Source organism: Xanthobacter sediminis (assembly GCF_043195015.1).
Classification (GTDB): Bacteria; Pseudomonadota; Alphaproteobacteria; order Rhizobiales; family Xanthobacteraceae; genus Xanthobacter.
Genome location: NZ_JBAFWH010000008.1, coordinates 159,319 through 184,287, shown reverse-complemented (window position 1 = coordinate 184,287; position 24,969 = coordinate 159,319). Strand labels below are relative to the sequence as shown.

At 71.3% G+C, this 24,969-nt stretch carries 19 protein-coding genes and 1 riboswitch; of the genes, 13 read left to right on the top strand and 6 right to left on the bottom strand.

Annotated features, from left to right (window positions below; genetic code table 11):
- Window positions 1-79: 79 nt before the first annotated feature.
- Window positions 80-688, bottom strand: a complete 609-nt coding sequence (locus tag V5F61_RS12765; RefSeq protein ID WP_393989369.1) for an NAD(P)-dependent oxidoreductase — start codon at window positions 686-688, stop codon at window positions 80-82.
- A 164-nt stretch (window positions 689-852) separates the two neighbouring features.
- On the opposite strand from V5F61_RS12765, the gene V5F61_RS12760 reads away from it, so the two are divergent.
- Window positions 853-1,275 (top strand): winged helix-turn-helix transcriptional regulator, encoded by a 423-nt coding sequence (locus V5F61_RS12760; protein ID WP_393989368.1) that lies wholly within the window; start codon window positions 853-855, stop codon window positions 1,273-1,275.
- A 138-nt stretch (window positions 1,276-1,413) separates the two neighbouring features.
- Here the strand turns inward: V5F61_RS12760 and V5F61_RS12755 are convergent, their stop codons facing one another.
- Window positions 1,414-3,015, bottom strand: coding sequence for a PEP/pyruvate-binding domain-containing protein (locus V5F61_RS12755; protein WP_393989367.1), 1,602 nt, complete (start codon window positions 3,013-3,015; stop codon window positions 1,414-1,416).
- A gap of 13 nt (window positions 3,016-3,028) precedes the next feature.
- Window positions 3,029-4,957 carry a coiled-coil domain-containing protein gene (locus tag V5F61_RS12750; RefSeq protein ID WP_393989366.1) on the bottom strand — a complete coding sequence of 643 codons (1,929 nt, stop codon included), beginning with the start codon at window positions 4,955-4,957 and terminating at the stop codon, window positions 3,029-3,031.
- Between V5F61_RS12750 and V5F61_RS12745 the strand changes: the two genes are divergently transcribed.
- Entirely contained in the window at window positions 4,956-5,183 is a 228-nt protein-coding gene (locus V5F61_RS12745; protein WP_393989365.1) for a hypothetical protein, read from the top strand. The genes V5F61_RS12750 and V5F61_RS12745 overlap by 2 nt on opposite strands.
- A 292-nt stretch (window positions 5,184-5,475) precedes the next feature.
- Here V5F61_RS12745 and V5F61_RS12740 read toward each other — a convergent pair whose 3' ends face one another.
- Window positions 5,476-6,873: a diguanylate cyclase domain-containing protein gene (locus V5F61_RS12740; RefSeq protein WP_393989364.1), complete on the bottom strand. Its 1,398-nt coding sequence runs from the start codon at window positions 6,871-6,873 to the stop codon at window positions 5,476-5,478.
- A gap of 289 nt (window positions 6,874-7,162) precedes the next feature.
- Between V5F61_RS12740 and V5F61_RS12735 the strand changes: the two genes are divergently transcribed.
- From V5F61_RS12735 to V5F61_RS12720, 4 genes are all read left to right on the top strand, one after another.
- Window positions 7,163-8,539 carry an MFS transporter gene (locus tag V5F61_RS12735; RefSeq protein WP_393989363.1) on the top strand — a complete coding sequence of 459 codons (1,377 nt, stop codon included), beginning with the start codon at window positions 7,163-7,165 and terminating at the stop codon, window positions 8,537-8,539.
- A 41-nt stretch (window positions 8,540-8,580) separates the two neighbouring features.
- A complete protein-coding gene (locus V5F61_RS12730) occupies window positions 8,581-8,958 on the top strand; it encodes a cupin domain-containing protein (protein ID WP_393989362.1) in 378 nt (125 codons plus the stop codon).
- Window positions 8,959-9,064: 106 nt separating this feature from the next.
- Window positions 9,065-11,545, top strand: a complete 2,481-nt coding sequence (locus V5F61_RS12725) for an ATP-dependent helicase (protein ID WP_393989361.1) — start codon at window positions 9,065-9,067, stop codon at window positions 11,543-11,545.
- A gap of 269 nt (window positions 11,546-11,814) precedes the next feature.
- Window positions 11,815-12,714, top strand: coding sequence for a 50S ribosomal protein L11 methyltransferase (locus V5F61_RS12720; protein WP_393989360.1), 900 nt, complete (start codon window positions 11,815-11,817; stop codon window positions 12,712-12,714).
- 449 nt (window positions 12,715-13,163) lie between these two features.
- On the opposite strand, the gene V5F61_RS12715 is transcribed toward V5F61_RS12720, so the two are convergent.
- Entirely contained in the window at window positions 13,164-13,451 is a 288-nt protein-coding gene (locus tag V5F61_RS12715; protein WP_393989359.1) for a hypothetical protein, read from the bottom strand.
- A gap of 220 nt (window positions 13,452-13,671) precedes the next feature.
- Complete coding sequence (locus V5F61_RS12710; protein WP_393989358.1) at window positions 13,672-14,181, bottom strand: thioesterase family protein; 510 nt, start codon at window positions 14,179-14,181, stop codon at window positions 13,672-13,674.
- Window positions 14,182-14,402: 221 nt separating this feature from the next.
- Here V5F61_RS12710 and V5F61_RS12705 point away from each other — a divergent pair, with 221 nt between their 5' ends.
- The 7 genes from V5F61_RS12705 to V5F61_RS12675 all read left to right on the top strand — a co-directional run bounded on the left by V5F61_RS12705 (window position 14,403) and on the right by V5F61_RS12675 (window position 24,967).
- On the top strand, window positions 14,403-15,815 hold the full coding sequence (locus V5F61_RS12705; RefSeq protein ID WP_393989357.1) for an FAD-binding oxidoreductase: 1,413 nt from the start codon (window positions 14,403-14,405) through the stop codon (window positions 15,813-15,815).
- 237 nt (window positions 15,816-16,052) lie between these two features.
- On the top strand, window positions 16,053-20,087 hold the full coding sequence (locus V5F61_RS12700) for an AsmA family protein (protein WP_393989356.1): 4,035 nt from the start codon (window positions 16,053-16,055) through the stop codon (window positions 20,085-20,087).
- Window positions 20,088-20,360: 273 nt separating this feature from the next.
- Window positions 20,361-20,466: riboswitch (guanidine-I (ykkC/yxkD leader) on the top strand.
- Window positions 20,467-20,568: 102 nt separating this feature from the next.
- Complete coding sequence (locus V5F61_RS12695; protein WP_393989355.1) at window positions 20,569-21,663, top strand: putative urea ABC transporter substrate-binding protein; 1,095 nt, start codon at window positions 20,569-20,571, stop codon at window positions 21,661-21,663.
- A gap of 114 nt (window positions 21,664-21,777) precedes the next feature.
- On the top strand, window positions 21,778-22,599 hold the full coding sequence (locus V5F61_RS12690) for an ABC transporter permease (RefSeq protein WP_393989354.1): 822 nt from the start codon (window positions 21,778-21,780) through the stop codon (window positions 22,597-22,599).
- Window positions 22,596-23,360 (top strand): ATP-binding cassette domain-containing protein, encoded by a 765-nt coding sequence (locus tag V5F61_RS12685; RefSeq protein ID WP_393989353.1) that lies wholly within the window; start codon window positions 22,596-22,598, stop codon window positions 23,358-23,360. Before V5F61_RS12690 ends, V5F61_RS12685 begins: the two co-directional genes overlap by 4 nt.
- A gap of 81 nt (window positions 23,361-23,441) precedes the next feature.
- On the top strand, window positions 23,442-24,278 hold the full coding sequence (locus tag V5F61_RS12680) for an urea amidolyase associated protein UAAP1 (protein ID WP_393989352.1): 837 nt from the start codon (window positions 23,442-23,444) through the stop codon (window positions 24,276-24,278).
- Window positions 24,279-24,289: 11 nt separating this feature from the next.
- Window positions 24,290-24,967, top strand: a complete 678-nt coding sequence (locus V5F61_RS12675) for an urea amidolyase associated protein UAAP2 (protein ID WP_393989351.1) — start codon at window positions 24,290-24,292, stop codon at window positions 24,965-24,967.
- Window positions 24,968-24,969: the final 2 nt, after the last annotated feature.

The window sequence follows — 24,969 nt, the reverse complement described above, 5'->3', positions numbered from 1 at the left end:
CGCGCGGGCCTTCGGTCAAGCCCGCGCGGTGTTCGGGCGAAACCTGTCCGGCTCCGGCCGAAGACCGGAGCCGCCGGCCTCAGTAGCCCACCGTCATGCGTGCGCGGACATGGGCCGGCTTCTCAAGCTCGTCCACCAGCGCCACCGCGTAGTCCTCGACCGAGATGGAGCTGCGCCCGTCGGCGCCCACCAGCAACTGGTCACCGCCGACGCGGAACACGCCGGTGCGCGCGCCCGGCTCGAAGAAGGCAGAGGGGGAGATGAAGGTCCACTCCAGCTCCTTCTCGCCGCGCAGCGCCGCGAGGAAATCCACGCCGGGACGGGCGAACGGCTTCCACACATCGGGGAATTCCGGCGTGTCGATGAGCAGCACACCCGGCGCCACCTCCAGGCTGCCGGCGCCGCCCACGATCAGGACACGGCTCACGCCGGCCGCTTTCAGAGCCGCCGCCAGCGTGGGCTCGGAAACGACGTCGAAATGAAGCGCGCTCACCACCGCGTCGTGGCCGCGCAACAGGTCGGCAAGGGCGGGCGCCGAGACGTCCGCCGCCACCTTGGTGAGGGCGGGGTGGTCCTTCAGCCCCTCCGGCTTGCGGGCGATGGCGGTCACCTGGTGGCCCCGCGCCAGCGCCTCGGCCACGATGCGCGAGCCGGCCATGCCGGAGGCTCCGAGAACGGCGATCTTCATGAAATGCTCCCTGTTGCGGATGCCCGCGCGCCCGCCGCCGGAAGCGGCCCATGCGCGGGTACGCGGGCCCGCCGATTGGCGGTTCCCGCTGGGAACCATATGCTCATCGGGAACCTGGTTTGAAGAAGGCACCGTCTCCTCACCAGGTCACACCGGAGGAACCCATGTCCACCCATGACGCCCTGCGCACGCCGCCGGCCGCGCCCGTGCCGGAGGAGTACCTTCCCGCCTTGGCGCAGGCCAACGCCGGGCGCTGCCCCACCCGCGACGTGCTGGACCGCATCGGCGACGCCTGGAGCGTGCTGGTGGTGGTGAAGCTGGTCGCCGGCCCCTGCCGCTTCAACGCCCTGCGCCGGCAGATCGGCCCCATCTCCCAGCGCATGCTGACGGTGACCCTGCGCGCCCTGGAGCGGGACGGGCTGGTGTCCCGCGCCGTCTTCCCCACCACGCCGCCGCAGGTGGAATACGCGCTGACGCCGCTCGGCCTCTCGCTGGCCCTGGTGCTGGAGGCGCTGAACCGCTGGGCCTTCACCCATGCGGAGGAAGTGGCTGACGCGCGGCGCCGGTTCGACGCCGCATCGGCGTGACATTCTGGGGCTCCCGGCCGTGCCGCAGGGGCCTTTGGCCAAGCCCGCCGGACTTGGCGTCACTGAACCGGCCTCGATCTGAGACCGGAATCAACGAGATAGGCTCGATACCGCGCGCCGGGTAGCCGGAAGCCGCGCTCAGGCCTTGGCGGGAAGGGCGCGCCAGCGCTCCACTTCGCCCAGCTCGTCGTCCAGCCGGTCCACCGCCACGCGCCCGCGGCCCAGATAGACGGCACCGGCGACGCCATCCACGGAGAGCCAGTCGCCCTCCACGATCCGGGTGTCGCCCACTCTCGCCTCTCCGGCCTCCGGGTCCACAGCCAGCTCCACGCAGCCGGCCACGCAGGGCTTGCCCATCTGCCGCGCCACCAGCGCCGCATGGGCGGTGCGCCCGCCCACCGCCGTCACGATGCCCGCCGAGACGGAGAAGCCCGCGACATCGGAGGTGGAGGTGTCCGGCCGCACCAGGATCACCGGCTCGCCGCCATCGGCGAGGCGCTGGGCACTGCGCGAGGAGAAGGCCGCCCGGCCCACCGCCACGCCCGCCGAGGCACCGGTGCCGTGCAGCAGCGGATCGCCCACGTTGCTGAGGCGCGCCTCCACCAACGCCTGCGGATCGAGCGCGCCCACGCGCGCCAGTCCCTCCTGAGGCGTGATGACGCCTTCATGGACGAGATCGATGGCGATGCGCAGGGCCGCCCGCGGCGTGCGCTTGGCGGCACGGGTCTGCAACATCCACAGGCGCCCACCCTCGATGGTGAACTCCACGTCCTGCACGTCGCGGAAGGCGCGCTCCAGCACGACAAGGATGCGGCGCAGCTCGCGCGCCGCCATGGGCACCGCGCGCACGAGGGCCACCTCGGTCTGTGGCGAGCGGGCGCCGGAAACCACATCCTCCCCCTGCGCCTCGAACAGCACGTCGATGACCGGCTCGGGCGCCCCGCTGGAAGGGTCCCGCGAGAAGGCGACGCCGGAGCCGGAGGTCAGCCCGCGATTGCCGAACACCATGGCCTGCACCGTCACGGCGGTGCCCTCCAGGTGCTCCAGGTGCTCCAGCGTGCGGTAGGTGCGCGCGCGCTCGCCCATCCAGGAGCGATAGACGGCCTGGGCAGCGGCCTCCAGCTGTGCCATGGGCTCGGCCGGGGCGGCATCGCCGTCGTCGTCGAGCGCCTCGGAATAGGCGCGGGCGAGGCGCTCCAGAGCCTCGCAGTCGAGTTCGTCCAGGCCGTCCACGCCCTCCTCGGCCAGTACGGCGTCGCGGGGCGCCTCGAGCACGGCGGGCGCAACCGCCAGCACCACGCTGCCAAAGCTTTCCAGGAAGCGGCGACGACAATCCCAGGCGAAGCGCGGGTTGCCGGTGCTGCGGATGAGGCCGTGCACCGCCTCCGGCGTCGCGCCCACGTCGAGCACCGTGTCCAGCATGCCGGGCATGGAGCGCGCGGCGCCGGAGCGCACTGAAACCAGCAGCGGCCGGCGCCGGTCGCCCAGCACCCGGCCGGTGGCCTCCTCAAGGAAGCGGATGCCCTCGGTCAGGCCGGCGCGCAGCTTCTCTCGCGCATCCCCGTCGCCACGCACGATGGCGGCGCACAGGCTCACGGGCAGCACGAAGGCCGGCGGTACCGGCAGGCCCAGGGCCGCCATCTGGGCGAGGTTGGCGGCCTTTGCCCCCACTATCTCCGCGGACGGCAAAGCGGTGGGCTCGGTCGCGGCGCCCGTGGCGCCGATGCGCACGATCTTCATGGGGGTGCCCTTCCTATCGGGTGAGGTCGGCCAGCACGTGGGCGTGAAGCAGGTGCCCGAAGCGGGCAAGCTGGTCGGAGGCTCGCTCCAGCGCGCGCGCCAACTCCAGGGCGCTCAGGGCCACCCGGGTCTCGTAATCGCCCTGCAGCACCCGCGTGGTCACCGCCCGCTCGGCGGCGTCGCCCTCGTGCTCGATCTCCACCAGCCGGCCGAAGGCGGCGAGGGCGTCTTCGCTGTCCACGCGGTTGCCATCGGGGATCTCGGCGGCGGCGGCGACGCCCATGGCCGCCGCCTCGCTGCCCGCCACCGCCAGATGGCCGAGGCGCACCAGCAGCTCCGCGAGGGCGGCCTCGAACCCCGCCGGCACCAGCGAGGCGATGAAAGCCGCCTGCTCCAGCTCGTCGATGGCCTCCTCGATGCAGTCGGCGAGCCGCTCCACGCCACGGTCGGCGTCGAGCCGGGCCACCTCCCCGCGCACTTCCAGGGCGATGCGGTCCGCCTTCTGCTCGATGCGGCGGGCGCGGGCGGCGAGCGCGGCGCCATCCGCCTCGCGCCCGCTGGCGAGCGCATCCACATGCTGGGCGATGGCCACCGACACCTCGCGGGCGAGCCCCGCCTGGCGGATCACCACTCCGAGCAGCGCGGTATCCACCCGCTCCAGGCGCCAGACGAGATCCGCCTCGATGCGGTCACGGGCGAGGCGCAGGGAGCTTCCGTCCAGCAGCGCCTCGGCGGAGATGCGCAGCACCGCCTCGAGGAAGCCGACCGCCGCCTCGCGGCCGAGCACGGCGTCGAGCCGCTCGCCGAAGCCGATGCGCGTGGGCGCGGCATGGTGCACCGCCGCCGAGACCAGGTCGCTGCCGCCGAGTTCCAGGAAGGCGCGATGGCCCACCCGGCTGCGCGCCGCCCACTGCAGGATGCGCACGGCATCGGCCTTCGGCACCCAGGCGCGCAGCACCTTGCGTGCCTTGTTCCAGTCGATGAGGAACACCAGCGAGGCCCCGAGCGCCTCCAGGAAGGCAAAGCGCCGCCCCTCGTCCGCATCGGTGAAGCGGCCGGACACGAGATAGAACACGCCGCCTTCCGCCAGCCCCTCCGCCCGCCGGGCGTCGAGGTCGCTCCACTTGGCGGGGAAGCCGTCGAGGCAGGAGACGAAGAACTTGGCCCGCGGGCGGTGCACATCGGAATAGGTGACGCTCACGGTGTCATTCTCCACCACGATCACCACCACATGGGCATCGGTCTCGCCGATGTCGTTCTGGATGGTCAGCCGGGTGCCCGCGCGGGTGGAGATGGTGGCGAGGCCGGGATGGTCGAACTTCAGCGGGCGCGTCGCCTCCACGCCGCGCATGAAGGCCTCCACCACAGGCCGGTCCTCGGGTTTTAGCCCATAGGCGTGGGCGCCGGCCACCACCTCCTCCGCATGGGCGGCGGCGAGGCGGTTGAGGTCCTTGTGCAGGTCCATGACAAGGCGGTGCACGCTGTCGCCGCCATTGGCCGAAAGGCTGGAGAGGGCGAGGATCTCGGCCTCGGAGAGGGTGTCGCTGTTGCCGAGGGCGGTGCGCTCGCGCATCCCCGAGAGGCGGCGCTCGGCCACCTTGCCCGCCTCCGGATCGCCGGCCGCCACCGCCCGCGCCATGGTTTCCACGTCGTCCCAGATGCCGACGCCCAGGGCGCCGATGCCCGGCGCGCTCACCTCGTCGGCGGCGGCGCGACCGGCCCGCGTCACCAGCGCATCCATGGCCACGGGGTCGAGCCCCACCTCGCGGCATTCCTCTGTGAGCGCGAAACGCGGCGGGGCGGGAGCGCGGACCCGGCGGCCAGCGTCCTGCAGCACGCTGAGGCGCACCTTCACGCGGTCGTTGGCCCGCAGGCCGTCGGCGATGAGAGAGGGCAGGAGCACCTCGGCCTGGCCGAGCTCTTCGACAATCTGGGACTTCATGCGCACCCCCGCTCTTGCCGCCCGCACCCTTGCCGCCTCCGGCCAGTGCCGGAACGCCGCGAAGGCCCGCCCTGGAGACATAACCGCCCGCAATGCAACGGCCTATTACATCATGGTCGAGTCACGAAAAAAATTTTCAAGGTATCTCATTATTGCTTGTCATCAAACCGTCATGACTAAGCAGGGCGCCAAACAACTTCATATTGCCAGATCTACCGGCCAGTGAAAGACACAGATCGATGCGGTTGCATGGCTTGCCGGCTGCGCAATGAGGGCCACCGGATACCGCGCTCATGTTCCGCGACATGGCGAATGCTTGCGCCCGCGCGGGGCGCGCCATTCCGGGCGATGGCACGCGCAAAGAAAAAGAAGTAGAAAAAGGGGCGCGGCAGCACCCCGCCGTACGCCCCGCGCGCGAGGCCCGCCACAGACGCGGGGGGAAGACAACAAGGCAAGCGCCACATGCGGCCGGACCTGCGGCAGCCGCCGCGCTATCCCCCCCTCCGCGAGGCAAAAGCTCAGGCGCGGCGCGCCTGGCGTGCGGCGGGCACGGCCGCGCCTGAGCGGACCGGCTTCGCCCTGGACAGCGCTACATCCGCGCGCGCGAACAGGCCGCCGCCGGCGTCCCCGCCGCGCGCGACGGCAAAGGACACGCCGAGGCGGATCTCCCGCCCCTCGACGGAGACGGGGGCGGAAATCGCCGCCACGGCCGCCGCGGCCCGCCCATCCAGATCCGCCACCGGCGCGAGGCCGCGCACCAGAACGGCGAACTCGTCGCCGCCGACGCGCGCAACCAGCTCCGCCTCCCGGAACGTCCGCCGCAGGCGCACGGCGACCTCGACAAGGCAGGCGTCACCGGCGGCGTGGCCGAAACTGCTGTTCACCGCCCGGAAGCCGTCGAGCCCCAGCAGCAGCACCGCCTCCGGCTCGGAACCGCCATGCGCCGCGAGGGCGCGCTCGAACGCGGCGCGATTGGCGAGGCCGGTCAGGGCATCGCACTCCGCGTGCCGGTGCAGGCGGTCGTGGAGGTCGCGCTCGGCGGTCATGTCCTGCATGAGGCCGAACAGGCGCGCGGGCCGGCCGCTCTCTATCTCCACCTCCGCGCTCACGCGCACCCATTTGAGCACGCCGCGCAGGTCCCGCACCCGCACGTCGAGGGTGAAGCCGTCTCCGGTCTCCATCGCACGCTGGCGCAGCCGCTCCAGCTCGCGGCGCGAGGCGTGGTCGTAGAGCGGCAGCACCATGTCGCGGCTGACGCGCCCGCCGCGCGGCAGGGCGAAGATGTCATAGATGCCGTCGGTCCAGGTGTGGCGCTGGGTGGCGAGATCGCACTCCCACACGCCGATGCGGGCGTGAGAGGCCACCCGCTCGTATATCTTCCGATAGCGCTCACCCACCGCAGCATGGACCCGCGCCTCGCCCTCGGCCCGCGCGAGGTCGAGACCAGTCCGGGCCGCTTCGGCGCCGGCGGCCTTGGCCGCCAGCAACGCCAGCAGCACCGGGGCGCCATCCTCCAGCCGGGCCACCGGAGCAGCCATGTCGTCGAGCATGCGGGGTTCCGGATCGAGCGCGCACAGGGCGCCAAGGCCAACGCCCTCCGGCGAGAGCAGGGGCACGCTCGCGAAGAAGCGGAGGGGGCGCGTCACGCCGGGAAGCGTGGCGCCGCCGAACTCCGCGCTCGCCTCCAGGTCCTCGATGGCAAGCCGCTGGCGCAGCGCGGCAGCCACCCGGAACAGGCGGGATTCCCCCGCCGCCTCGTACCCCTCCGGCCCCTCGCCGCCCGCCACCAGCAGCCGACCGCCGGGACGAGCGAAAACGACGAAGCCGACGCCCGCCGCGCGGCGCAGCATGTGCAGGAAATGCCCCATCTCCCTGCTCGCGACGGGGTGGTCACGTTCCGGAACGATCTGCCGCATGGCCCAGGAACCTTCGCTCGGCGCCGACGCGGCGCCATGGACAGCCCGGAGGACGCCGGCATTCGACGGCGGCTCCACCCGGCACACGCCGGCAACACGCCGGCGCGAACGGACTCGGTATTCGTGACGGAGCAGGCGGGAACGTGTACGAAATGCCCGCTGCGTTCGACGCAAACTAGACCCTATATTTAACGGAATGCTGACTCCGTACCCGTCACTGGCCATTTGATCCCGACAAGGCCAAAAAGCCGCACCGACGCATCCTTCCTCAACGGCAAACGACACCGCCATGCCCGTGCTCAATACTGACTCGGAACGACGCCGGGCCGCCTTCGGCTGGATCCTGTTCGATCCCGCGTGCCAGCCCTACTTTACGCTCATCACCACATTCATCTTCGCCCCCTATTTCGCCTCCGCGGTCGCGCCGACCCCGGCGGACGGGCAGGCGCTGTGGGGCTTCGCCACCGGCGCGGCGGGCCTCGTCATCGCCCTGTGCTCCCCGGTGCTGGGGGCGATCGCGGACGCCTCTGGCCGACGCAAGCCCTGGATCGCAATGTTCGGCGCCATGCTGATGGCGGGCTCGGCGCTGCTGTGGTTCTCCCCGCCCGGCGACGCAAGTCGCATCCCGCTCATCCTCGCCGCCTTCGCGCTCGGCACGATCGGGGTGGAATTCGCCACCGTGTTCAACAACGCGATGATGCCGAGCCTCGCGCCGCCGGAGCGGCTCGGGCGCCTCTCGGGCATCGGCTGGGCGGCGGGCTACTTCGGCGGGCTGATCTCCCTCGCCATCATGCTCGCCTTCTTCTCCACCCGGCCGGAGACGGGGCTGACCCTGCTCGGCCAGCCGCCGGCCCTGGGGCTCGACGCAGCCGCGCGCGAGGGCGATCGTCTCGCCGGGCCGTTCACCGCGGCCTGGTTCGCGCTGCTGGTGCTGCCCATGTTCCTGCTGGTGCCGGACGCGCCCGCCGCCATGCCCATGGCAGTGGCGGCGCGGACCGGCCTCTCCCGCATCCGCGCCCTGCTGCCGCGCCTGCGCGAGCGGCCCATGCTGGCGCGCTTCCTCATCGGCAACATGATCTATGCGGACGGGCTGGTCGCGCTGTTCGCCTTCGGTGGCATCTACGCGGCCGGCGTGTTCGGCTGGGGCGCGGTGGAAATCGGCATCTTCGGCATCCTGCTCACCATCACCGGCACCTTCGGGGCGCTGGCGGGCGGCTGGCTGGACGATCGCGTGGGCTCGCGCGCGGTCATTCTCACCGCGTTGTGCTGCCTCATCGCCGCCTGCGCGGGGCTGCTCTCGCTTGCTCGGGATTCGGTGCTGTTCGGACTGGTGCCCACGGCCCCCGCCACCGGCCTGTTCGCCACCGTTCCGGAGCAGGTCTATCTCGGCCTCGGACTGCTCATCGGGCTGGTGGCGGGCCCGCTCCAGGCCGCCTCGCGCACGCTGCTGGTGCGGCTCGCCCCGCCGGAGCACCTCGCCGAATGCTTCGGGCTGTTCGCCCTTTCCGGGCGCATCACCTCCTTCGCCGCGCCCACCACGGTGGCGGTGGTGACGGCGCTGACGGCCAGCCAGAAGGCGGGGGTGGCGGTGCTGCTGGCCTTCTTCGGGCTCGGCGCCGTCCTCATCGCCGGCCTGAAGGAACCGCCGCGGCCGGCGGCCCGCTGAGCACGGCGGCCTTCTCCTTGCCCCCGCCGGAATCCTCGGCCATGGATGCGGCACGACACGCCCTCACCGCCGAGACCGCCATGACCCTGCGCTCCATCCGTTTCAACCCCGTGCCGCCGGTCGACCCGGCCTCCGCCACCACCGTCCACGAATGGTACCAGGACAAGACCGGAGCCTTCTCCGCCGGCTTCTGGGCCTCGGAAAGCTCAACCCTCACCGTGCACTACGAGGAAGACGAGTTCTGCGTGCTGCTGGAAGGCACCGTGGAGCTCACCGATGCCTCCGGCCATTTGGAGACCTACAAGGCGGGGGAATCCTTCCTCATCCCCGCAGGCTTCACGGGCATCTGGCGCAGCGTGACGCCGGTGCGCAAATTCTACGTGGTGCACCTGCCGAAAGCCGCCGCCCCCGCGCCGTGACTCCGGCCCACGCCATGAGGCCAAACGCCCCGCCTCTCGCTTTCCAGGGGCATGAGTGCCATTTTGTTCTCCTGCGAGATTCGCGGAGCGAGACGAGATCACCGTTTTGAGCACGCCTTCCGACCCAGCCCGCCGCCCCACCGAGCCCGCTCCCGCCCCGGCGCCCCGCCCCGGCGGCATCGCGGCCCGCGCGCGGGCGGCCATGGCACCCCCCTCTTCAGCCTCCACCGCAGGCCCCTCATATCTCGACGGCCTCAACCCCGAGCAGCGGGCGGCGGTGGAAACGCTGGAGGGGCCGCTGCTGGTGCTGGCCGGCGCCGGCACCGGCAAGACGCGCGTGCTCACCACCCGCATCGCCCACATCCTCGCCACCGGGCGCGCCTTTCCCTCGCAGATCCTGGCCGTGACCTTCACCAACAAGGCCGCGCGCGAGATGAAGGAGCGCATTGCCAGCATCGTGGGCGACCAGGTGGAGGGCATGCCCTGGCTCGGCACCTTCCACGCCATCGGCGTGCGCCTGCTGCGCCGCCACCACGAGCTGGTGGGCCTGAAGAGCGGCTTCACCATCCTCGACACGGACGACCAGATCCGCCTGCTGAAGCAGCTTCTCGCCGCCGAGAACATCGACGAGAAGCGCTGGCCGGCGCGCCTTTTGGCCGCCACCATCGACGGCTGGAAGAACCGCGGCCTCTCGCCCAAGGACGTGCCAGCGGGAGAGGGCGCCGTATTCGCCAATGGCAAGGGCGGCGCGCTCTATGTGGCCTATCAGGCGCGCCTGAAGGCGCTGAACGCGGTCGATTTCGGGGACCTGCTGCTGGAAGGCATCCGCCTGTTCCGCGAGAATCCGGACGTGCTCGCCGAATACCACCACAAGTTCAAGTATCTGCTGGTGGACGAGTATCAAGACACCAACGTCGCCCAGTATCTGTGGCTGCGCCTGCTCGCCCAGGGCTCGAAGAACGTGTGCTGCGTGGGTGACGACGACCAGTCCATTTATGGCTGGCGCGGCGCGGAGGTGGACAACATCCTGCGCTTCGAGAGCGACTTTCCCGGCGCCACGGTGATCCGCCTGGAGCGCAACTACCGCTCCACCGGCCACATCCTGGCCGCCGCCTCCCACCTCATCGCCCACAACGAGGGGCGGCTCGGCAAGACCCTGTTCTCGGAAGGCGAGGACGGCGAGCACGTCACCGTCACCGGCGCCTGGGATTCGGGGGAGGAGGCCCGCGCCATTGGCGAGGAGATCGAGGCGCTCCAGCGCGCCGGCCATCCCCTCTCGCAGATCGCTATCCTGGTGCGCGCCTCGTTCCAGATGCGCGAGTTCGAGGATCGCTTCGTCACCCTCGGCCTCAACTACCGGGTCATCGGCGGCCCGCGCTTCTACGAGCGGGCCGAGATCCGCGATGCGCTCGCCTATCTGCGCTGCGTGAATTCGGGTGCCGACGACCTCGCCTTCGAGCGCATCGTGAACGTGCCCAAGCGCGGCATCGGCGACGCGACCCTGAAGCAGATCCACGATGTGGCCCGCGCGGCCGGGGTGCCGCTGCAGGAGGCCGCCCGCGCCCTCACCGAGAGCGAGGAGCTGAAGCCCAAGGTGCGCGGCACCCTGCGCGGCCTGATGGAGATGTTCGCCCGCTGGCGCGAGCAGGCCCGCGTGCTCTCCCACACCGAGCTGGCCGAGATCGTGCTCGACGAGAGCGGCTACACGGAGATGTGGCAGAAGGACCGCTCGGCCGAGGCCTCCGGCCGCCTGGAGAACCTCAAGGAGCTGGTGCGCTCCATGGAGCCGTTCGAGAACCTCGGCGGCTTCCTGGAGCACATCTCCCTGGTGATGGACACCGACAATGGCGCCGGCGAGGACGCAGTGCAGGTGATGACACTGCATTCCGCCAAGGGCCTGGAATTCGATACCGTCTTCCTGCCCGGCTGGGAGGAGGGCCTATTCCCCCACCAGCGGGCGCTGGACGAGCAGGGCAAGGCGGGCCTGGAGGAGGAACGCCGCCTCGCTTATGTGGGCATCACGCGGGCGCGGGCCTCGGCGCGCATCTATTTCGCCTCCAACCGGCGCATCCACGGCCTGTGGAACTCCACCGTGCCGAGCCGCTTCCTCGACGAGCTGCCCGATGCCCACGTGCGCGTGGAGGAAAGCCGCGGCGGCATGGGCTGGGGCGGCTCCGGCTACGGCGGCTCCAGCTATGGCAACGCCGGCTACGGCGAGAGCCGGTTCGACCGCATGGGCGGCGCCTCGGGCGGCGGCTCGTTCGGCAATTCCTCTTATTCCACCCCCGGCTGGCAGCGGGCGCAGAGCGTGCGCAGCGAGAGCTCCGGCTTCGGCGAACGCGGCGGAGGTGGTTACGGCGCGGGGCGCGGCGGGCGCGGGCCCCAGCGCGGCGCGCCACCCGTGATCGAAGGCACGCTCCTCGCCACCTCCACCGGGGCGGCCTCCGCCTTCAGCAAGGGCGAGCGGGTGTTCCACATCAAGTTCGGTTACGGCGAGGTCGTCGGCATCGACGGCAACAAGCTGACGGTGCAGTTCGACAAGGCCGGCGAGAAGCGGGTGCTGGAGACCTTCGTGGAGAAGGCGTGAGATCAAGCCCGTGGGCTTTTCTCGCAGGACTGCGGTCAGGCCGGCACGGTGCTTGGGTGAAGCCCGCTTGTGCGCGAAATCCATGTGCCGCCGCTCGCAGACCGGGGCCGACGGCATGACGCCGCCGACGGCGCGCCCGCCGCCGGGGCCTTGACGGACCGGCGCGGGGTGGCCGACAAGCGCCCCATGCGGCCGATGCCGCCGGGCCCGGCACCTCTCGGCGCCGCCCGTGCGGCCGGGCCGCCCCCGAAGCCGGATACCCGCCCCCGATGCTCGAAGGCCTTCCTCCGAACGACGCCTCCCATGTCATGCGTGTGGCCGCCTCGCGCGCCGCGGCGATGCGCATCGCCGACCTCATCTCCGAGACCTTCGACCCCGCCGAGGTGGCCGTGACCCACTTCGAGCGCGCGGAGGACGACTGGGAGGTGGAGGTCTATGCCGGCGAGGCCTTCGACGCCGACCGCCTGCGCGAGCTGGTGGCCCTGGCGGCCGGGGAAGAGGTGGCCGCCGGTGCGGTCTTCTCCACGGTGGAGAAGAAGGACTGGGTGGCCGCGAGCCTGGAGGGCCTCGCCCCCGTGAAGGTGGGCCCCTTCATGGTGCATGGCGCCCATGACCGCGCGCGCGTTCCGGCGAGCGCCATCGGCATCGAGATCGAGGCCGCGCTCGCCTTCGGTACCGGCCACCACGGCACCACCCAGGGCTGCCTCGCCGCCATCACCGACGTGGCGCGGCGCAGCCGGCCGCAGCGGGTTCTGGACGTGGGCACCGGCACCGGCGTGCTCGCCATCGCGGCCGCCCGCTGCTTCCACACCCAGGTGGTGGCGAGCGACATCGACATCGTCGCGGTACGCACCGCGCGCGCCAATGCCCGCGCCAACAAGGCGGGACCCGGCGTGACGCTGCTGCATGCGGCGGGCGCGGACGCCCGCACCATCGTCGAGGGCGGGCCCTATGACCTCATCCTGGCGAACATTCTCCTGCCGCCGCTGAAGCGGCTCGCCCGGCCGCTCGCCGGCCTGCTGGCGCCGGGCGGATGGATCGTCCTCTCCGGCCTCCTGGTGTCGCAGGTGCCGGCCGCCCTCGCAGCCTATCGCAGTCAGGGCCTGCATCTGGTGTCGCGCCGCCATATCGAAGGCTGGGCAACGCTGGTGGTGGCGGCAGACCGCTGACGCCGAAGGCGGGCGACGCCGGCTTCGTGCCGGCGCCCAGCCACGTGCCACGCTTCGAAAACACGACCGTCGGGAATCCGCCGCGCCGCCCGAACGGCAAAGCGACACTCCGCCACCATGATCAGCCCGGCTTTTCGAGTGCTGTTCGGGTTTCTCTCGGCCACCACGTCGACTCAGGGGCGAGACCGCTGCGCCGGGGAAATCGGGGAGGGAGCGACAACGCGGAGCATGTCCGAGGTGACCGCCTCCCCTCCCCGACCTTCCCCCGCAGGAACATTCGCCGCCGCATATGGCAGCTCGCGCCGCGCCCCCTCAGGGAGGCGCGGCGACGATGAGACGAGGGGCCTAGCATTCCGGCCCGGCGCGGCCACGCGACCGGCCTTGGCAGGTCACCGATGGCGCCCGGCAGCGACGCCGGACGCCATCGGCTGCGCATGGTCGCGCCCCGTTCAGTAACCCGGATCGTGCGGGTCTCGCCCGCGGAACGCGAGATGGCGGGCAACCTCGCGCTCCGCCTGGGCGGCGCGCGCGGTGATGACGGCTTCGAGCATGCGCGCAAGAAGGCCGTTTGCCGGCTTCCCCGCGCCCGAATGGGCCGCGCTGGAGAGGGTGAACGACTTCGCGGGATAGGTCACGGCGCTCATGGAGGCCTCCTGTTCCGGGTCATCCCGGGCGATTGCCCTTGATGACCCCAGGATATGCCACGCCGGGCGCTCGGCAAGAAAATAGGTCAGCATAGCTGCCCTGCATTGCACGCAATGGCAGCACGACCCCTTCGGCCCGCTCTTTGCAGGGACGATGGATCTCACATTTTCAGGGGGTTCCGCGTGAAAGCCCGGAAATGAGGCAGGCGGTGGCGCGGAGATACAAGCCACCGCCCCGCCTGTCAACCACGTACCACCGCGACTGACGCAGCCCGTCGTCGCGGCGGCTCCGAAGGGAATCGCGCGGCCGCTGTCAGCAGCGGGCGGCCATGCACACGCGCCGCCCCACCCCTTCGGGCGCGGGAAGCGCGGCATGGGTGGCGCGCATGAGCGCGATGCGCTCCAGCACGTCATCCGGGAAGGGGGTGACATGACGCCGCCTCAGGTCCACGTGCAGCGCCACCTGCTCGCAGATGGCGGAGGCCCAGCCTTCGACGGCATGATGCAGCACCTGGTAGAGGTGGATGCGCTTCTCGTCATAGTCCAGGAGGCGCAAGGTGACCCGCACCGGACATTCGGGCGTGATCTCCCGCAGGTAACGCACATGCGCTTCTGCAGTGAAGAAAGACGAGCCACGCTGTTGCGCATAATCCGGCCCCAGGCCGAGAAGATTTAGCGCCTCGTCCATAGCCTGGTCGAAGAGAAGATTATAGTAAGCCATCTTCAAATGGCCGTTATAGTCGATCCACGCCCGCTCCACCTTTCTGGCGGATGAGACAAATGGGGCGAAGAATACGGGCTCGAAGTCGATCCGATCCAGCATGGCAGTCGCGCCCTGTCTTGGAGTTGCTTCCTGGCCGAGCACTGTGCCGTGATTAGCGGCCATCGTCACCCCGGAAATGGAGCAAAATCTGGCGGACGGAGCGATTCGGAAATATCACTGTCAAACTGAAAACACCTCCGGATGGCCATCTCCTACCACTTCCGCCGGAAGCCGAATCACCCCTCCTTCCGGGGACGGGGACCAAAGTTAAGGAAAAGTAAATGCTTGCCGCAGAAGCGAACTCCCGGCCCCTCCACGGTGATCGTGTCGTCTCCGCCACAGCGGAACTGAAATCGGCTCTGGGTCACAAGGTCGTGACCAATGCGGCCATCCGCGAGCAGCACGCCAATGTGACCACCTACCTGCCCAACGAGCCCGCAGACGTGGTGGTGTTCGCGGAATGCGCGGAAGATGTGCAGGCCGCCGTGCGCATCTGCGCGGCCCGGCAGGTTCCGGTCATCCCCTGGGGCGCGGGCACCTCCCTGGAGGGACAGGTGAATGCCCCGCGCGGCGGGGTGTGCATCGACCTCTCGCGCATGAACCGCATCCTCGCGGTGAACGCCGCCGACCTCGACTGCGTCATCGAGCCCGGCGTCACCCGCAAGCGCCTGAACGAGGATCTGCGCGACCAGGGCCTGTTCTTCCCCATCGACCCCGGCGCCGACGCCTCCCTGGGCGGCATGGTCTCCACCCGCGCCTCGGGCACCAATGCGGTGCGCTACGGCACCATGAAGGACAATGTGCTGTCCCTGAAGGTGGTGACCGCCGACGGCAGCCTCCTCACGACCGCCACCCGCGCCCGCAAGTCTTCCGCCGGCTATGATCTCACCCGCCTGTTCGTGGGCGCCGAGGGCACGCTCGGCATCATCACCGAGATCACCCTCAAGCTCTACGGCATCCCGGAGGCCATCTCCTCCGCCGTATGCCCCTTCCCCAGCATCGCCGCCGCCTGCGACACGGTCATCGCCACCATCCAGAGCGGCATTCCGGTGGCCCGCATCGAACTGCTGGACGAGGTGCAGGTGAAGGCGTGCAACGCCTATGCGAAGCTCGGCCTTGCCGAGACGCCCACCCTGTTCCTGGAGTTCCACGGCACCGAGGCCGGCGTGCACGAGCAGGCGGAGCGCTTCGGTGCCATCGCCGCGGAGTTCGGCGGCGGCCCGTCCGAATTCTCCACCCGGCCGGAGGAGCGCTCGCGCCTGTGGCAGGCCCGGCACGACGCCTATTGGGCGGCGCTGCTGCTGCGGCCCGGCGCGAAGGCGGTGGCCACCGACGTGTGCGTGCCCATCTCCCGCCTCGCCGACTGCGTGGAGGAAACCAAGGCCGACATCGACGCCATGGGCCTCATCGCCCCCATCGTCGGCCATGTGGGCGACGGCAACTTCCACACCGTGCTGATGGTGGACATGGAGGACGCCGCCGACCTCGCCAAGGCCAAGGACTTCATGGGCCGGCTGGTGGAGCGCGCGCTCGCCATGGGCGGCACCTGCACCGGCGAGCACGGCATCGGCCAGGGCAAGATGAAGTACATGGCCGCCGAGCACGGCGCCGAGGCGCTCGCGGCCATGGCCGCCATCAAGCGCGCGCTCGACCCGCTGGACATCATGAATCCGGGCAAGATCATCACGGTCTGAGCGCCGCCGCGCGCAAACGCGCCGGATGTGCGAAAAGGGAGCGCCGGCCCCTTTTCGCACCGCAACATCGACGCGAAGATGCGCCACACTGGAGCGTTTTCGAGCGAAGTGGAAACCGGTTCGCGTGAAGAAAACGCGTCAACGCAGGAATCAGGAGCGTTTCCCCGATTTCATGAAACGGGGAAACGCTCCGGCGCCGAAACGACCCGCCGCCGGCGGGCCACCGGGGAGACGGGCGTGCAAGGGATCCTCATCAGCCTCGCGACTGCGGTGACGCTCGCCATCCTCGGCGCCTTCGCGGCGCCGCTGGTGGTAGACTGGAACGCCTGGCGCGGCACCTTCGAGCGCGAGATCGCCCGCACCCTGGGCATCCCGGTGGTGATCCGCGGCTCCATTGAGGCCGAGATCCTGCCCGCCCCGCGCCTCACCCTCGCGGACGTGACCCTGGGCGATGTGGTCTCCACCGGCGGCACGGTGCGCGAGTTCAAGGCAGAGCTTTCCCTCGGCGCCCTCATGCGCGGCGAGGTGGAGGCCACCGGCGTCACGCTGGTGGAACCGCGCATGCGCATCGTCATCGACAGCAACGGCCGCATCGCCCTGCCCACCGGCGCCGGCCGCGCGGCGGAGCTCGGCATCGCGCGGCTGGAAGTGCGCGACGGCAGCCTCGACCTGCTCGACCGCGCCTCCGACCAGACCGTGAGCCTCGACGACCTCGACCTCACCGGCGAGGCCCGCTCCCTCTCCGGCCCGTTCAGGCTGGACGGCGAGGTCGCGGCCTCCGGTGCCCGCTTCGGCCTGCGCGCCACCCTGGGCAAGCTCGACGCGGCGGGCAGCGGCAAGCTGCGCCTCGTGCTCGACGGTCGCACCCGCCCCTACAAGGTGGATCTTGACGGCGCCCTTTCCGCCGCCGATGGCGTGCCCGGCTTCGACGGCCGCGCGAGCCTGATCCGCAAGGGCGCGGGCGGGCTCGAATCCTGGCAGCTCTCCGGCCACCTGAAGGCCTCCCCCGCCCAGATGCTGGCGGACAGCCTGGAGCTGGCCCTGGGCGGCGAGGCGACACCGGCCCAGCTCGCCGGCGCCGCGCGCCTCACCCTGGGGCGGGCCATCGGGCTCGATGTGGTGCTGAACGCCCGCAGCCTCGATCTCGACGCCCTCGGCGCCTCCGGCGGCGCCACGGACGGGATGAGCCCGGCCGTGCGCCCGGCCGAGACCCTGGCGCGCGGCGCGCGCCTGCTGGCCGACCTGCCAGCGCCCGACATCGCCTCGCGCATCGGGGTCTCCTCCGAGCAGCTCATGCTGGGCGGCACCGTGGTGCGCGACGTGCGCCTCGACATCACCGGCAGCCATGCCGGCTGGCGCATCGACACCGCCGAGGCCCAGTTCCCCGGCAAGGCGACCCTGAAGGCCTCCGGCGCGCCGGAGGCGGGCGGCTTTTCCGGCAACCTCTCGCTCGCCGCCGAGGACCCCGCAGCCTTCCTGCGCTGGGCGGCACCGGAGGCCGCGCGCGATCTTGCGGCGAGCGTGGCTGGCCCGGCGCGCGTGGCGACCCGGCTGAAGCTCTCGCCCGGCGCCGTCGCCCTCGACAACCTGAACGCCGCCTTCGGCGACAGCCGGCTCACCGGTTCCATCTCCGCCGCCCTGCCCGACAGCGGCGGCCCGAAGCTGGACATGAGCCTCGCCATGGACGGCTTCGCACTCGACCCGCTGGTGGCGGCGCTGCAGCGGGCGGCCACCGCCGTGGGCGGCGGCGCCGACGCCAGCCTGAAGCTCGACGGCCGCAACCTCACCCTCGCCGGCCAGCCCCTGGGCCGCCTCGCCCTCGATGCCGCCGCCACCAGCGGCAGCTGGCGGGTGAAGCGCATGGTGATGGACGACCTCGCCGGCCTTCATCTGGAGGGCGCGGGCTGGATGGAGAATTTCTCCACCACCCCGCGCGGCGAGTTCAATCTCACGATGAGCGGTGCCAAGGCCGATGGCCTCGTGCCCGTGGCCGCCCTCGTGGCCGGGCCCGAGACCGCCGAGGTCATGGCGCGCCTCGCGCCGGTAGCGGCTCCGGTGAAGCTTTCCACAGCCGTGGTGTGGGGCGAGGCCGGCAGCCGCGGCATCACCACCGCCGGCAGCCTCGGCCGCATCACCGGCGAGGTCGCCTTCACCCGCAGCACCGCCGGCGTGCCGCTGGCGGTCTCGCTCACCGCCGACGCGGCCGACGGCGCGGCGGTGCTGGGCGCGCTCGGCATCGGCGGGCTCAACCCGAAGCTCGGCGCGGTCCACGGCACCTTCAGCCTCTCCCCCCTCACCCAGGGCGAGGGCGATGTGCGCGCGGCGCTCACCGCCACCGGCGTGAGCCTGACCGCCGAAGGCACGGCGCGGCTCGTCAACGGCGCGTTCGCGCCGCAGCTCGCAGTGCGTGCCGATGGCGCCGACCTCGGCCGGCTGCTGCCGCAGGTCGCGGCCGCAGCCGGCAACGCCCCCGTGCCCGCCGCCCTCGCCTTTTCCCTTTCCCGCGCGGACGGGTCGTGGCAGGCCGCGAACCTTGAGGGCTCCCTCGGCGGCGCGCCCATTGCCGGCGCGCTGGCGTTGGAGCCCGGCAGCGTGCCGCGCCTCACCGGTCGGCTCTCCTTCGACACGCTCTCCGCGCCGGTGCTGATCGGCCTGTTCGGCGCGCGCGCGGCCGAGCCGCCAGCGGGCCCGGCCGCCCTGCCCTGGAGCAACGCCCGCTTCCTGCCCAATCCGGTGAACGGCATCGCCCTCGGCATCGATCTCGACGCCGGCCGGCTCGCCCTCATCGGCCCCTACGTACTGGAGCAGGGGAAGCTGAGGCTCGCGAGCGACGGCACCGGCCTGGAGCTGCGGGACATCTCCGGCGCCTTCGGCGGCGGCAAGGTGGGCGCGCGCATCGAGCTGCACCGGCGCGCCGACGATGTGGTGGAGGCGGAAGGCCGCCTGCTGCTGGACAAGGTGGAAGTCGCCGCCCTCGCCGCGCTGGCGGGCGCGCGCACACCGCCCTCAGGCCGCGTCAGCCTCTCCCTCGACCTCGGCGGCACCGGCCGCACGCCGCTGCAGCTGGTGCAGGCCCTTTCGGGCCAGGGCACCATCGCGGTGCAGGACCTCGGCGTCGCGGACGCCGACCCAGCCGCCCTCGCGGCGGTGCTGGCGGAGGCCGAAAGCCTCTCCCCGCCCCCGGACGAGCGGCACACGGCCCTCATGTTCGACCGTGCGCTGATGCGCGGCCCGCTGGCGGTGCCGGTGGCCGAATCCACCCTGAGCGTGGTGGGCGGGGCAGCCCGCCTCTCCCCCGCCCGCGCCCAGGCGGGCGACACCCGGCTCGCGTTCTCCGGCAGCCTCGATCTGGCGCGGCTGCTGGTGGAAACCGCCATCGACTATGAGGGCCCCGCCCAGGGCGGGGCCGCGCCCACGGCCACGCTCGCCTGGCGCGGCAACCTTGCCGCCCCCGACCGTCGCGTGAGCGCCACCGGGCTCACCGGCGTGATCGCCATGCGCGCCATCGAGCGCGAGACCCGCCGCCTGGAGGAGCAGCACGGCGGCGCCCCCTCGCCGACCACGCCGACCGCATCGCCGGCCCCCACGACAGCGGCTCCCACCACGCCCGCACCGGCCGTGCAGGCCGCGCCGGTGCCGCCACCGGCCACGGCCCTCCGCCCTGCCCCATCGCCGGCCCCCGCCACACCGACACCGGCCGTGCCGACCACTCCAACGCCGCCGCCGGCCGCGACGCCCCCGTCCACCGTCCAGCCGCCCCCCGCAACGCCCGCTCCTGCCGCGCAGACCCCTCCGGCGCAGCCGCCGGCCGCAGCCTTTCGCCCGGCCGCTCCGGCGACGGCGCAGCCGGCACGTGCCTCGCCCGGCCGCGCCGGTGGGGTGATCGAGCGCCAGGACCTGCCGCCACCCGCAGCCGCTCCCTTTGGCGCCGCCACCGGCGCACCCACGGCCGGCGCCGCGACGAGCGGAGGCCCGGCGGCCGAGCCGATCCGAGGCCCCGCAGCCGTGGCGTCCCCCCCCGCACCGGCTCCGGCAAGCGCGCCGGAAGCCGCGCGGCCGGGCACCACTCCGGCGCCCCATCGCGCCCCGCCCCAACAGGCCGCGCCTCCCACCAGCGTCCAGGCGCGCCCGCGCCCGGCGGCGACCGCGCAGCCGGCGGCGCAGAGGCCTCCGGCCAATGTCGTGCGCCCACCGCTGCCACTGGAACCCACCCTGCCGCCCACCCGCGGCTTCGGCGACCTGCCGCGCCCGCCGGGCCTGGTGGGCGACTAGCCGGCTCGGGCAAGGCCGGCACAGGACAGGGCGAAGAAACGCGCGGCGGGGTGCAAGGGGCACCGCCCGCCGCTGGCTGGGCGCGGCCCCCGAAGGGGCTTCGCCAGCATCGCCGCTCGGGCGCGGCGTGGAGCCCACTCGGCGCTCGCGTGGGAGCTCCGCCCCACACCCCCGGCATGATCTTCGCGCAGGCAAAGTGCTGTGCAAAATTTCGGCACGGTGCCTGAAGAACGACGTTGCCTTCGCTCGCCCTTCCGACTTTTATGAATGCAATGAGTTGGCGGCTAGGGTTCCGGTCTCGCAGGAGACGCTGGTCCGAGAGCTGCTACCCGGGCGGGAGACATCCGCGCGGGCACGGCGGGGCAAAATCCCGGGAGACCTCAGTGGCCAGGAATTGGCACCACTAGGTCTCGCCAGTTCCAGGTCTCGATTGGATCTCGCGCCGAAACAGGCGCGCTTCGAACCACGAGGGGAATTGGCGATGTCAGGCAAATACCACATCCAGAACATCCTCAAGGCCGGCGCGCTCGCGCTCGGCGTGCTCGCGGCCACGGTGCCGCTGAGCACCGGCAGCGCTTTTGCCGCGCCGAAGAAGGACTTCAAGCTGGCCTGGACCATCTATGTGGGCTGGATGCCCTGGGGCTACGCGAAGGAAGCCGGCATCGTCAAGAAGTGGGCCGACAAGTACGGCATCAACATCGATGTCGTTCAGGTGAACGACTATGCCGAATCCATCAATCAATACACGGTGGGCGGCTTCGATGCCCTGACCGTCACCAACATGGACGCCCTCTCCACTCCGGCGGTGGGCGGCGTGGACACCACCGCCCTCATCATCGGCGACTTCTCCAACGGCAACGACGCCGTGATCCTGAAGGACAAGGACAAGCTGGCCGACATCAAGGGCCAGAAGGTGAACCTGGTCGAGTTCTCCGTCTCCCACTACCTGCTCGCCCGCGCGCTCGCCTCCATCAACCTCGCGGAGAAGGACGTGAAGGTGGTCTCCACCTCCGACGCCGACATGGCGAGCGCCTGGAAGACCCCGGACGTGACCTCGGTGGTCACCTGGAACCCCATCGTCTCCGAGATCCTGGCCGATCCCAAGGCCCACAAGGTGTTCGATTCCTCGCAGATCCCCGGCGAGATCATGGACCTCACCGTGGTGAACACGCAGACGCTGAAGGACAACCCCGCCTTCGCCAAGGCCCTCACCGGCATCTGGTACGAGACGCTGGCCCTCATGATCGCCGACACGCCGGAGGGCAAGGCCGCCCGCGAGGCCATGGGCAAGGCCTCCGGCACCGATCTCGCCGGCTTCGAAAAGCAGATGGCCGCCACCAAGCTGTTCGCCAAGCCCGCCGACGCGGCCGCCTTCGCCCGCTCGCCCGAGGTGGGCACCACCATGGACAAGGTGCGCCACTTCCTGTTCGACCACGGCCTCTTGGGCAACGGCGCGCCGTCCGTGGACGTCGTGGGCATCGAGCTCGCCGACGGCAAGGTGCTGGGCGACAAGAAGAACGTGAAGCTGCGCTTCAACGACGCCTTCATGTCGGACGCCGCCGCCGGCAAGCTCTGAGGCTTCCTGCCCTCGCCCCTCTCCCCACGCGGGAGAGGGGACCCGAGCCACCTTCCCCGCCGCGCCGGCCGCGCCCGCGCACCCCGCATGAACCCCGCCGAGAGAGGACCGTCGATGCGCCTCGTCAATCGACTCCCCGCCCCAGGATGGGCCCGGGTCCTGGCGCTGCTGCCCTTCGTCTGCGTGCTGGTGCTTTATCTCGTCGCCTCGGCGGTGCGCCTCGCGGACAATCCGGCGGACAAGCTGCTGCCCTCCTTCGCCACCATCGGCGACGCCGTCGTGCGCATGGCCTTCACGGTGGATCCGCGCACCGGAACCATTCCGCTGTGGTCCGACACGGCGGCGAGCCTCGGGCGCCTGTTCGCCGGGCTCGGCATCGCCACCCTGGTCGGCGCGGTGCTCGGCATCGCCATCGGCGTGCTGCCCTATCTGCGGGCGCTGCTGGGGCAGTTCGTGGCGGTCGTCTCCATGGTGCCGCCGCTCGCCATATTGCCCATCCTGTTCATCACCATGGGGCTGGGCGAAGCGTCCAAGATCGCGCTCATCGCCATCGGCATCGCGCCTCTTCTCGTGCGCGACATCGCACTGCGCGTCACCGACATGCCGCCACAGCAATTCATCAAGGCGCAGACCCTGGGCGCCTCCTCCTGGACGCTGGTGCTGCGGGTGGTGCTGCCGCAGATCCTGCCCCGGCTCATCGATTCGGTGCGGCTCCAGATCGGCCCGGCGTGGCTGTTCCTCATCTCGGCGGAGGCGATCGCCTCCGAGAGCGGGCTCGGCTACCGCATCTTCCTGGTGCGCCGCTATCTCGCCATGGACGTGATCCTGCCCTACGTCGTCTGGATCACGCTGCTCGCCTTCCTCATGGAAATCGCGCTGGTGGCGCTCCAGCGCCGCGCCTTCCCCTGGTTCGCCGCCGCGAGGACCGCCCAATGAGCCTCATCAGCGTCCGCCACCTGTGGAAGGAATATGACGACCGCGTGGTGCTGGAGGACATCGACCTGGAGATCGAGGAGCGGGCGTTCGTGGCGCTGGTCGGGCCCTCCGGCTGCGGCAAGACCACCTTCCTGAAAATGCTGCTCTCCGAGGAAGTGCCCACCCGCGGCGTGATCGAGCTGGACGGCAAGCCCATTCCGGCCGAGCCCGGCCCCGAGCGCGGTGTGGTTTACCAGCGCTATTCCGTGTTTCCGCACCTCACCGTCCTCGGCAACGTGGTGCTGGCGCGGGAGCTGGGCGCCCGCGATGCCGGCGGGCGCCTCCTCGGCCGCCTGTTCGGCGCCGCGCGCCGCGCCGCCACGGAGAAGGCCCGCGAGCTGCTCGCCGCCGTCGGCCTTTCCCACGCGGCGGACAAGTATCCGAGCGCGCTTTCCGGCGGCATGCAGCAGCGCCTCGCCTTGGCCCAGGCGCTGATGGCCGAGCCGCGCGTGCTGCTGCTGGACGAGCCGTTCGGCGCCCTCGACCCCGGCATCCGCGCCGACATTCACGTGCTGATGCGCAAGCTCTGGCACGAGCGCGCCCTCACGGCGGTGATGGTGACCCACGACCTGCCCGAGGCGTTCGGCCTCGCCACCCGTGTCATCGCCTTCGAGCGGCGGCGCGACGAGCCCACCGACGGCGGACGCTACGGCGCCCGCATCGCCAAGGACATCGGCATCTGGCCGCCGCGCGTCGCCGGCGCCCCGCAAGGCCGGCCCTGACACTCAACCTCTCCGGCCGGGACGACCCGGCGCGCAAACGGCCATCAGGCGGGACGACCCGCCGGTTCAAGGCGTTGAGACATGACATCATCGATCGACACCCCCGATGCCGAGAAGGCAGCCCTGATCGCCGCCCGCCGCCGCAATTACGAGCAGCTCAAGGCCGCCGGCGACGCCGCCGCCCCCCGCGTGCTGCCCGCCCCCACGGCGCGCGACGGCGCGCCCCTCGCGCCCGAGGCCGTGCGCCATGCCGAGACCATTCCCGGCGGCTGGTACTGGACCAAGGTGATCCGCCGCGGCGAGGGCCTGCGCCTCCTCAACACCGCCGGCAATTCCGGCGTGGCGCTGTTCGCGTGGACCCTCACCGACCCCTCCGAGCGCTACAACAGCGCCGACACGGTGAAGATCCAGTGGACCGCCGACATCCGCAAGGGCCGGGTGCTGCTCTCGGACATGGGCCGCGTGCTGCTCTCCATCGTGGAGGACACCTGCTGCGCCCATGACACCATCATCGGCGGCTCCACCCCCGCCTCGAACCTCGCGAAATACGGCGACGCCGCCCTGCGCAACACGCGTGACAACATGTGGCTCGCCGCCGCCAAGCACGGCCTCGGCGTGCGCGACGTGGCACCCGTCATCTCCTTCTTCGCGCCGGTCTCGTTCGTGGACCACAGGCCGGTGTGGCGCGACGGCGTGGTGAAGCCCGGCGACTTCGTGGACCTGCGCGCGGAGCTGGACCTCATCGTCGCCATTTCAAACTGCCCGCATCCGCTGGCGCCGGAGGCCGCCTTCGCGCCCGCGCCCATCGAGGCCACCGTGTTCCGCCTTCCCGCGCCGGCGCAGGACGATCTCTGCCGCACCGCCACCGCCGAGGCCCGCCGCGGCTTCGAGAACAACGCCACCTACCTGCAGGCCTGAGGGAGGGAAAAATGACCGCGCTCAATACCGCTTCCGCCACCACCCCCTTCTTCGCCCAGCCGGTGCTCGACCCCGCCAAGGCCGTCTACGACTTCACCGTGCCGGCCAACCGGCCGTGGTCGAAGGTGATCGCCAAGGGCCAGATCCTGCGCATCGTCGATCTCAAGGGCTGCCAGGCCGTGGACACCCTCGTCTACGACGCCCACGACACCTCCGAGCGCTATTCGGCGCAGGACACCATCCTCACCCAGGGCGCGCCCTACGTGACCACCGGCACGCGGCTCATGTCGAACTTCGGCAACGTGCTGGCGGTGGTGGTGGGCGACAGCTGCGGGCGGCACGACACCTCCGCCGGCGCCTGCTCGTGCGAGGCGAACACGGTGCGCTTCGGCCACCACACCCGCTACATGCACGCCTGCCGCGAGAATTTCGTGATGGCCGCCGCCCGGCACGGCATGACCAAGCGGGACATCGTGCCCAACATCAACTTCTTCATGAACGTGCCCATCGAGGCCGACGGCAAGCTCGCCATCGTGGACGGCGTTTCCGCCCCCGGCGACCATGTGGACCTCCTGGCCGCGCGCGACATGCTGGTGCTCATCTCCAATTGTCCGCAGGTGAACAACCCCTGCAACGATTTCGACCCGACGCCCATCCGCGTCCTGGTGTTCGATCCCACCACGGCGTGAGG

Coding starts and splice junctions, on each gene's coding strand:
- V5F61_RS12765 (WP_393989369.1), bottom strand. CDS start 688: ATGAAGATCGCCGTTCTCGGAGCCTCCGGCATGGCCGGCTCGCGCATC.
- V5F61_RS12760 (WP_393989368.1), top strand. CDS start 853: ATGTCCACCCATGACGCCCTGCGCACGCCGCCGGCCGCGCCCGTGCCG.
- V5F61_RS12755 (WP_393989367.1), bottom strand. CDS start 3,015: ATGAAGATCGTGCGCATCGGCGCCACGGGCGCCGCGACCGAGCCCACC.
- V5F61_RS12745 (WP_393989365.1), top strand. CDS start 4,956: ATGCGCACCCCCGCTCTTGCCGCCCGCACCCTTGCCGCCTCCGGCCAG.
- V5F61_RS12750 (WP_393989366.1), bottom strand. CDS start 4,957: ATGAAGTCCCAGATTGTCGAAGAGCTCGGCCAGGCCGAGGTGCTCCTG.
- V5F61_RS12740 (WP_393989364.1), bottom strand. CDS start 6,873: ATGCGGCAGATCGTTCCGGAACGTGACCACCCCGTCGCGAGCAGGGAG.
- V5F61_RS12735 (WP_393989363.1), top strand. CDS start 7,163: ATGCCCGTGCTCAATACTGACTCGGAACGACGCCGGGCCGCCTTCGGC.
- V5F61_RS12730 (WP_393989362.1), top strand. CDS start 8,581: ATGGATGCGGCACGACACGCCCTCACCGCCGAGACCGCCATGACCCTG.
- V5F61_RS12720 (WP_393989360.1), top strand. CDS start 11,815: ATGCTCGAAGGCCTTCCTCCGAACGACGCCTCCCATGTCATGCGTGTG.
- V5F61_RS12715 (WP_393989359.1), bottom strand. CDS start 13,451: ATGCTGACCTATTTTCTTGCCGAGCGCCCGGCGTGGCATATCCTGGGG.
- V5F61_RS12710 (WP_393989358.1), bottom strand. CDS start 14,181: ATGCTGGATCGGATCGACTTCGAGCCCGTATTCTTCGCCCCATTTGTC.
- V5F61_RS12705 (WP_393989357.1), top strand. CDS start 14,403: ATGCTTGCCGCAGAAGCGAACTCCCGGCCCCTCCACGGTGATCGTGTC.
- V5F61_RS12695 (WP_393989355.1), top strand. CDS start 20,569: ATGTCAGGCAAATACCACATCCAGAACATCCTCAAGGCCGGCGCGCTC.
- V5F61_RS12690 (WP_393989354.1), top strand. CDS start 21,778: ATGCGCCTCGTCAATCGACTCCCCGCCCCAGGATGGGCCCGGGTCCTG.
- V5F61_RS12685 (WP_393989353.1), top strand. CDS start 22,596: ATGAGCCTCATCAGCGTCCGCCACCTGTGGAAGGAATATGACGACCGC.
- V5F61_RS12680 (WP_393989352.1), top strand. CDS start 23,442: ATGACATCATCGATCGACACCCCCGATGCCGAGAAGGCAGCCCTGATC.
- V5F61_RS12675 (WP_393989351.1), top strand. CDS start 24,290: ATGACCGCGCTCAATACCGCTTCCGCCACCACCCCCTTCTTCGCCCAG.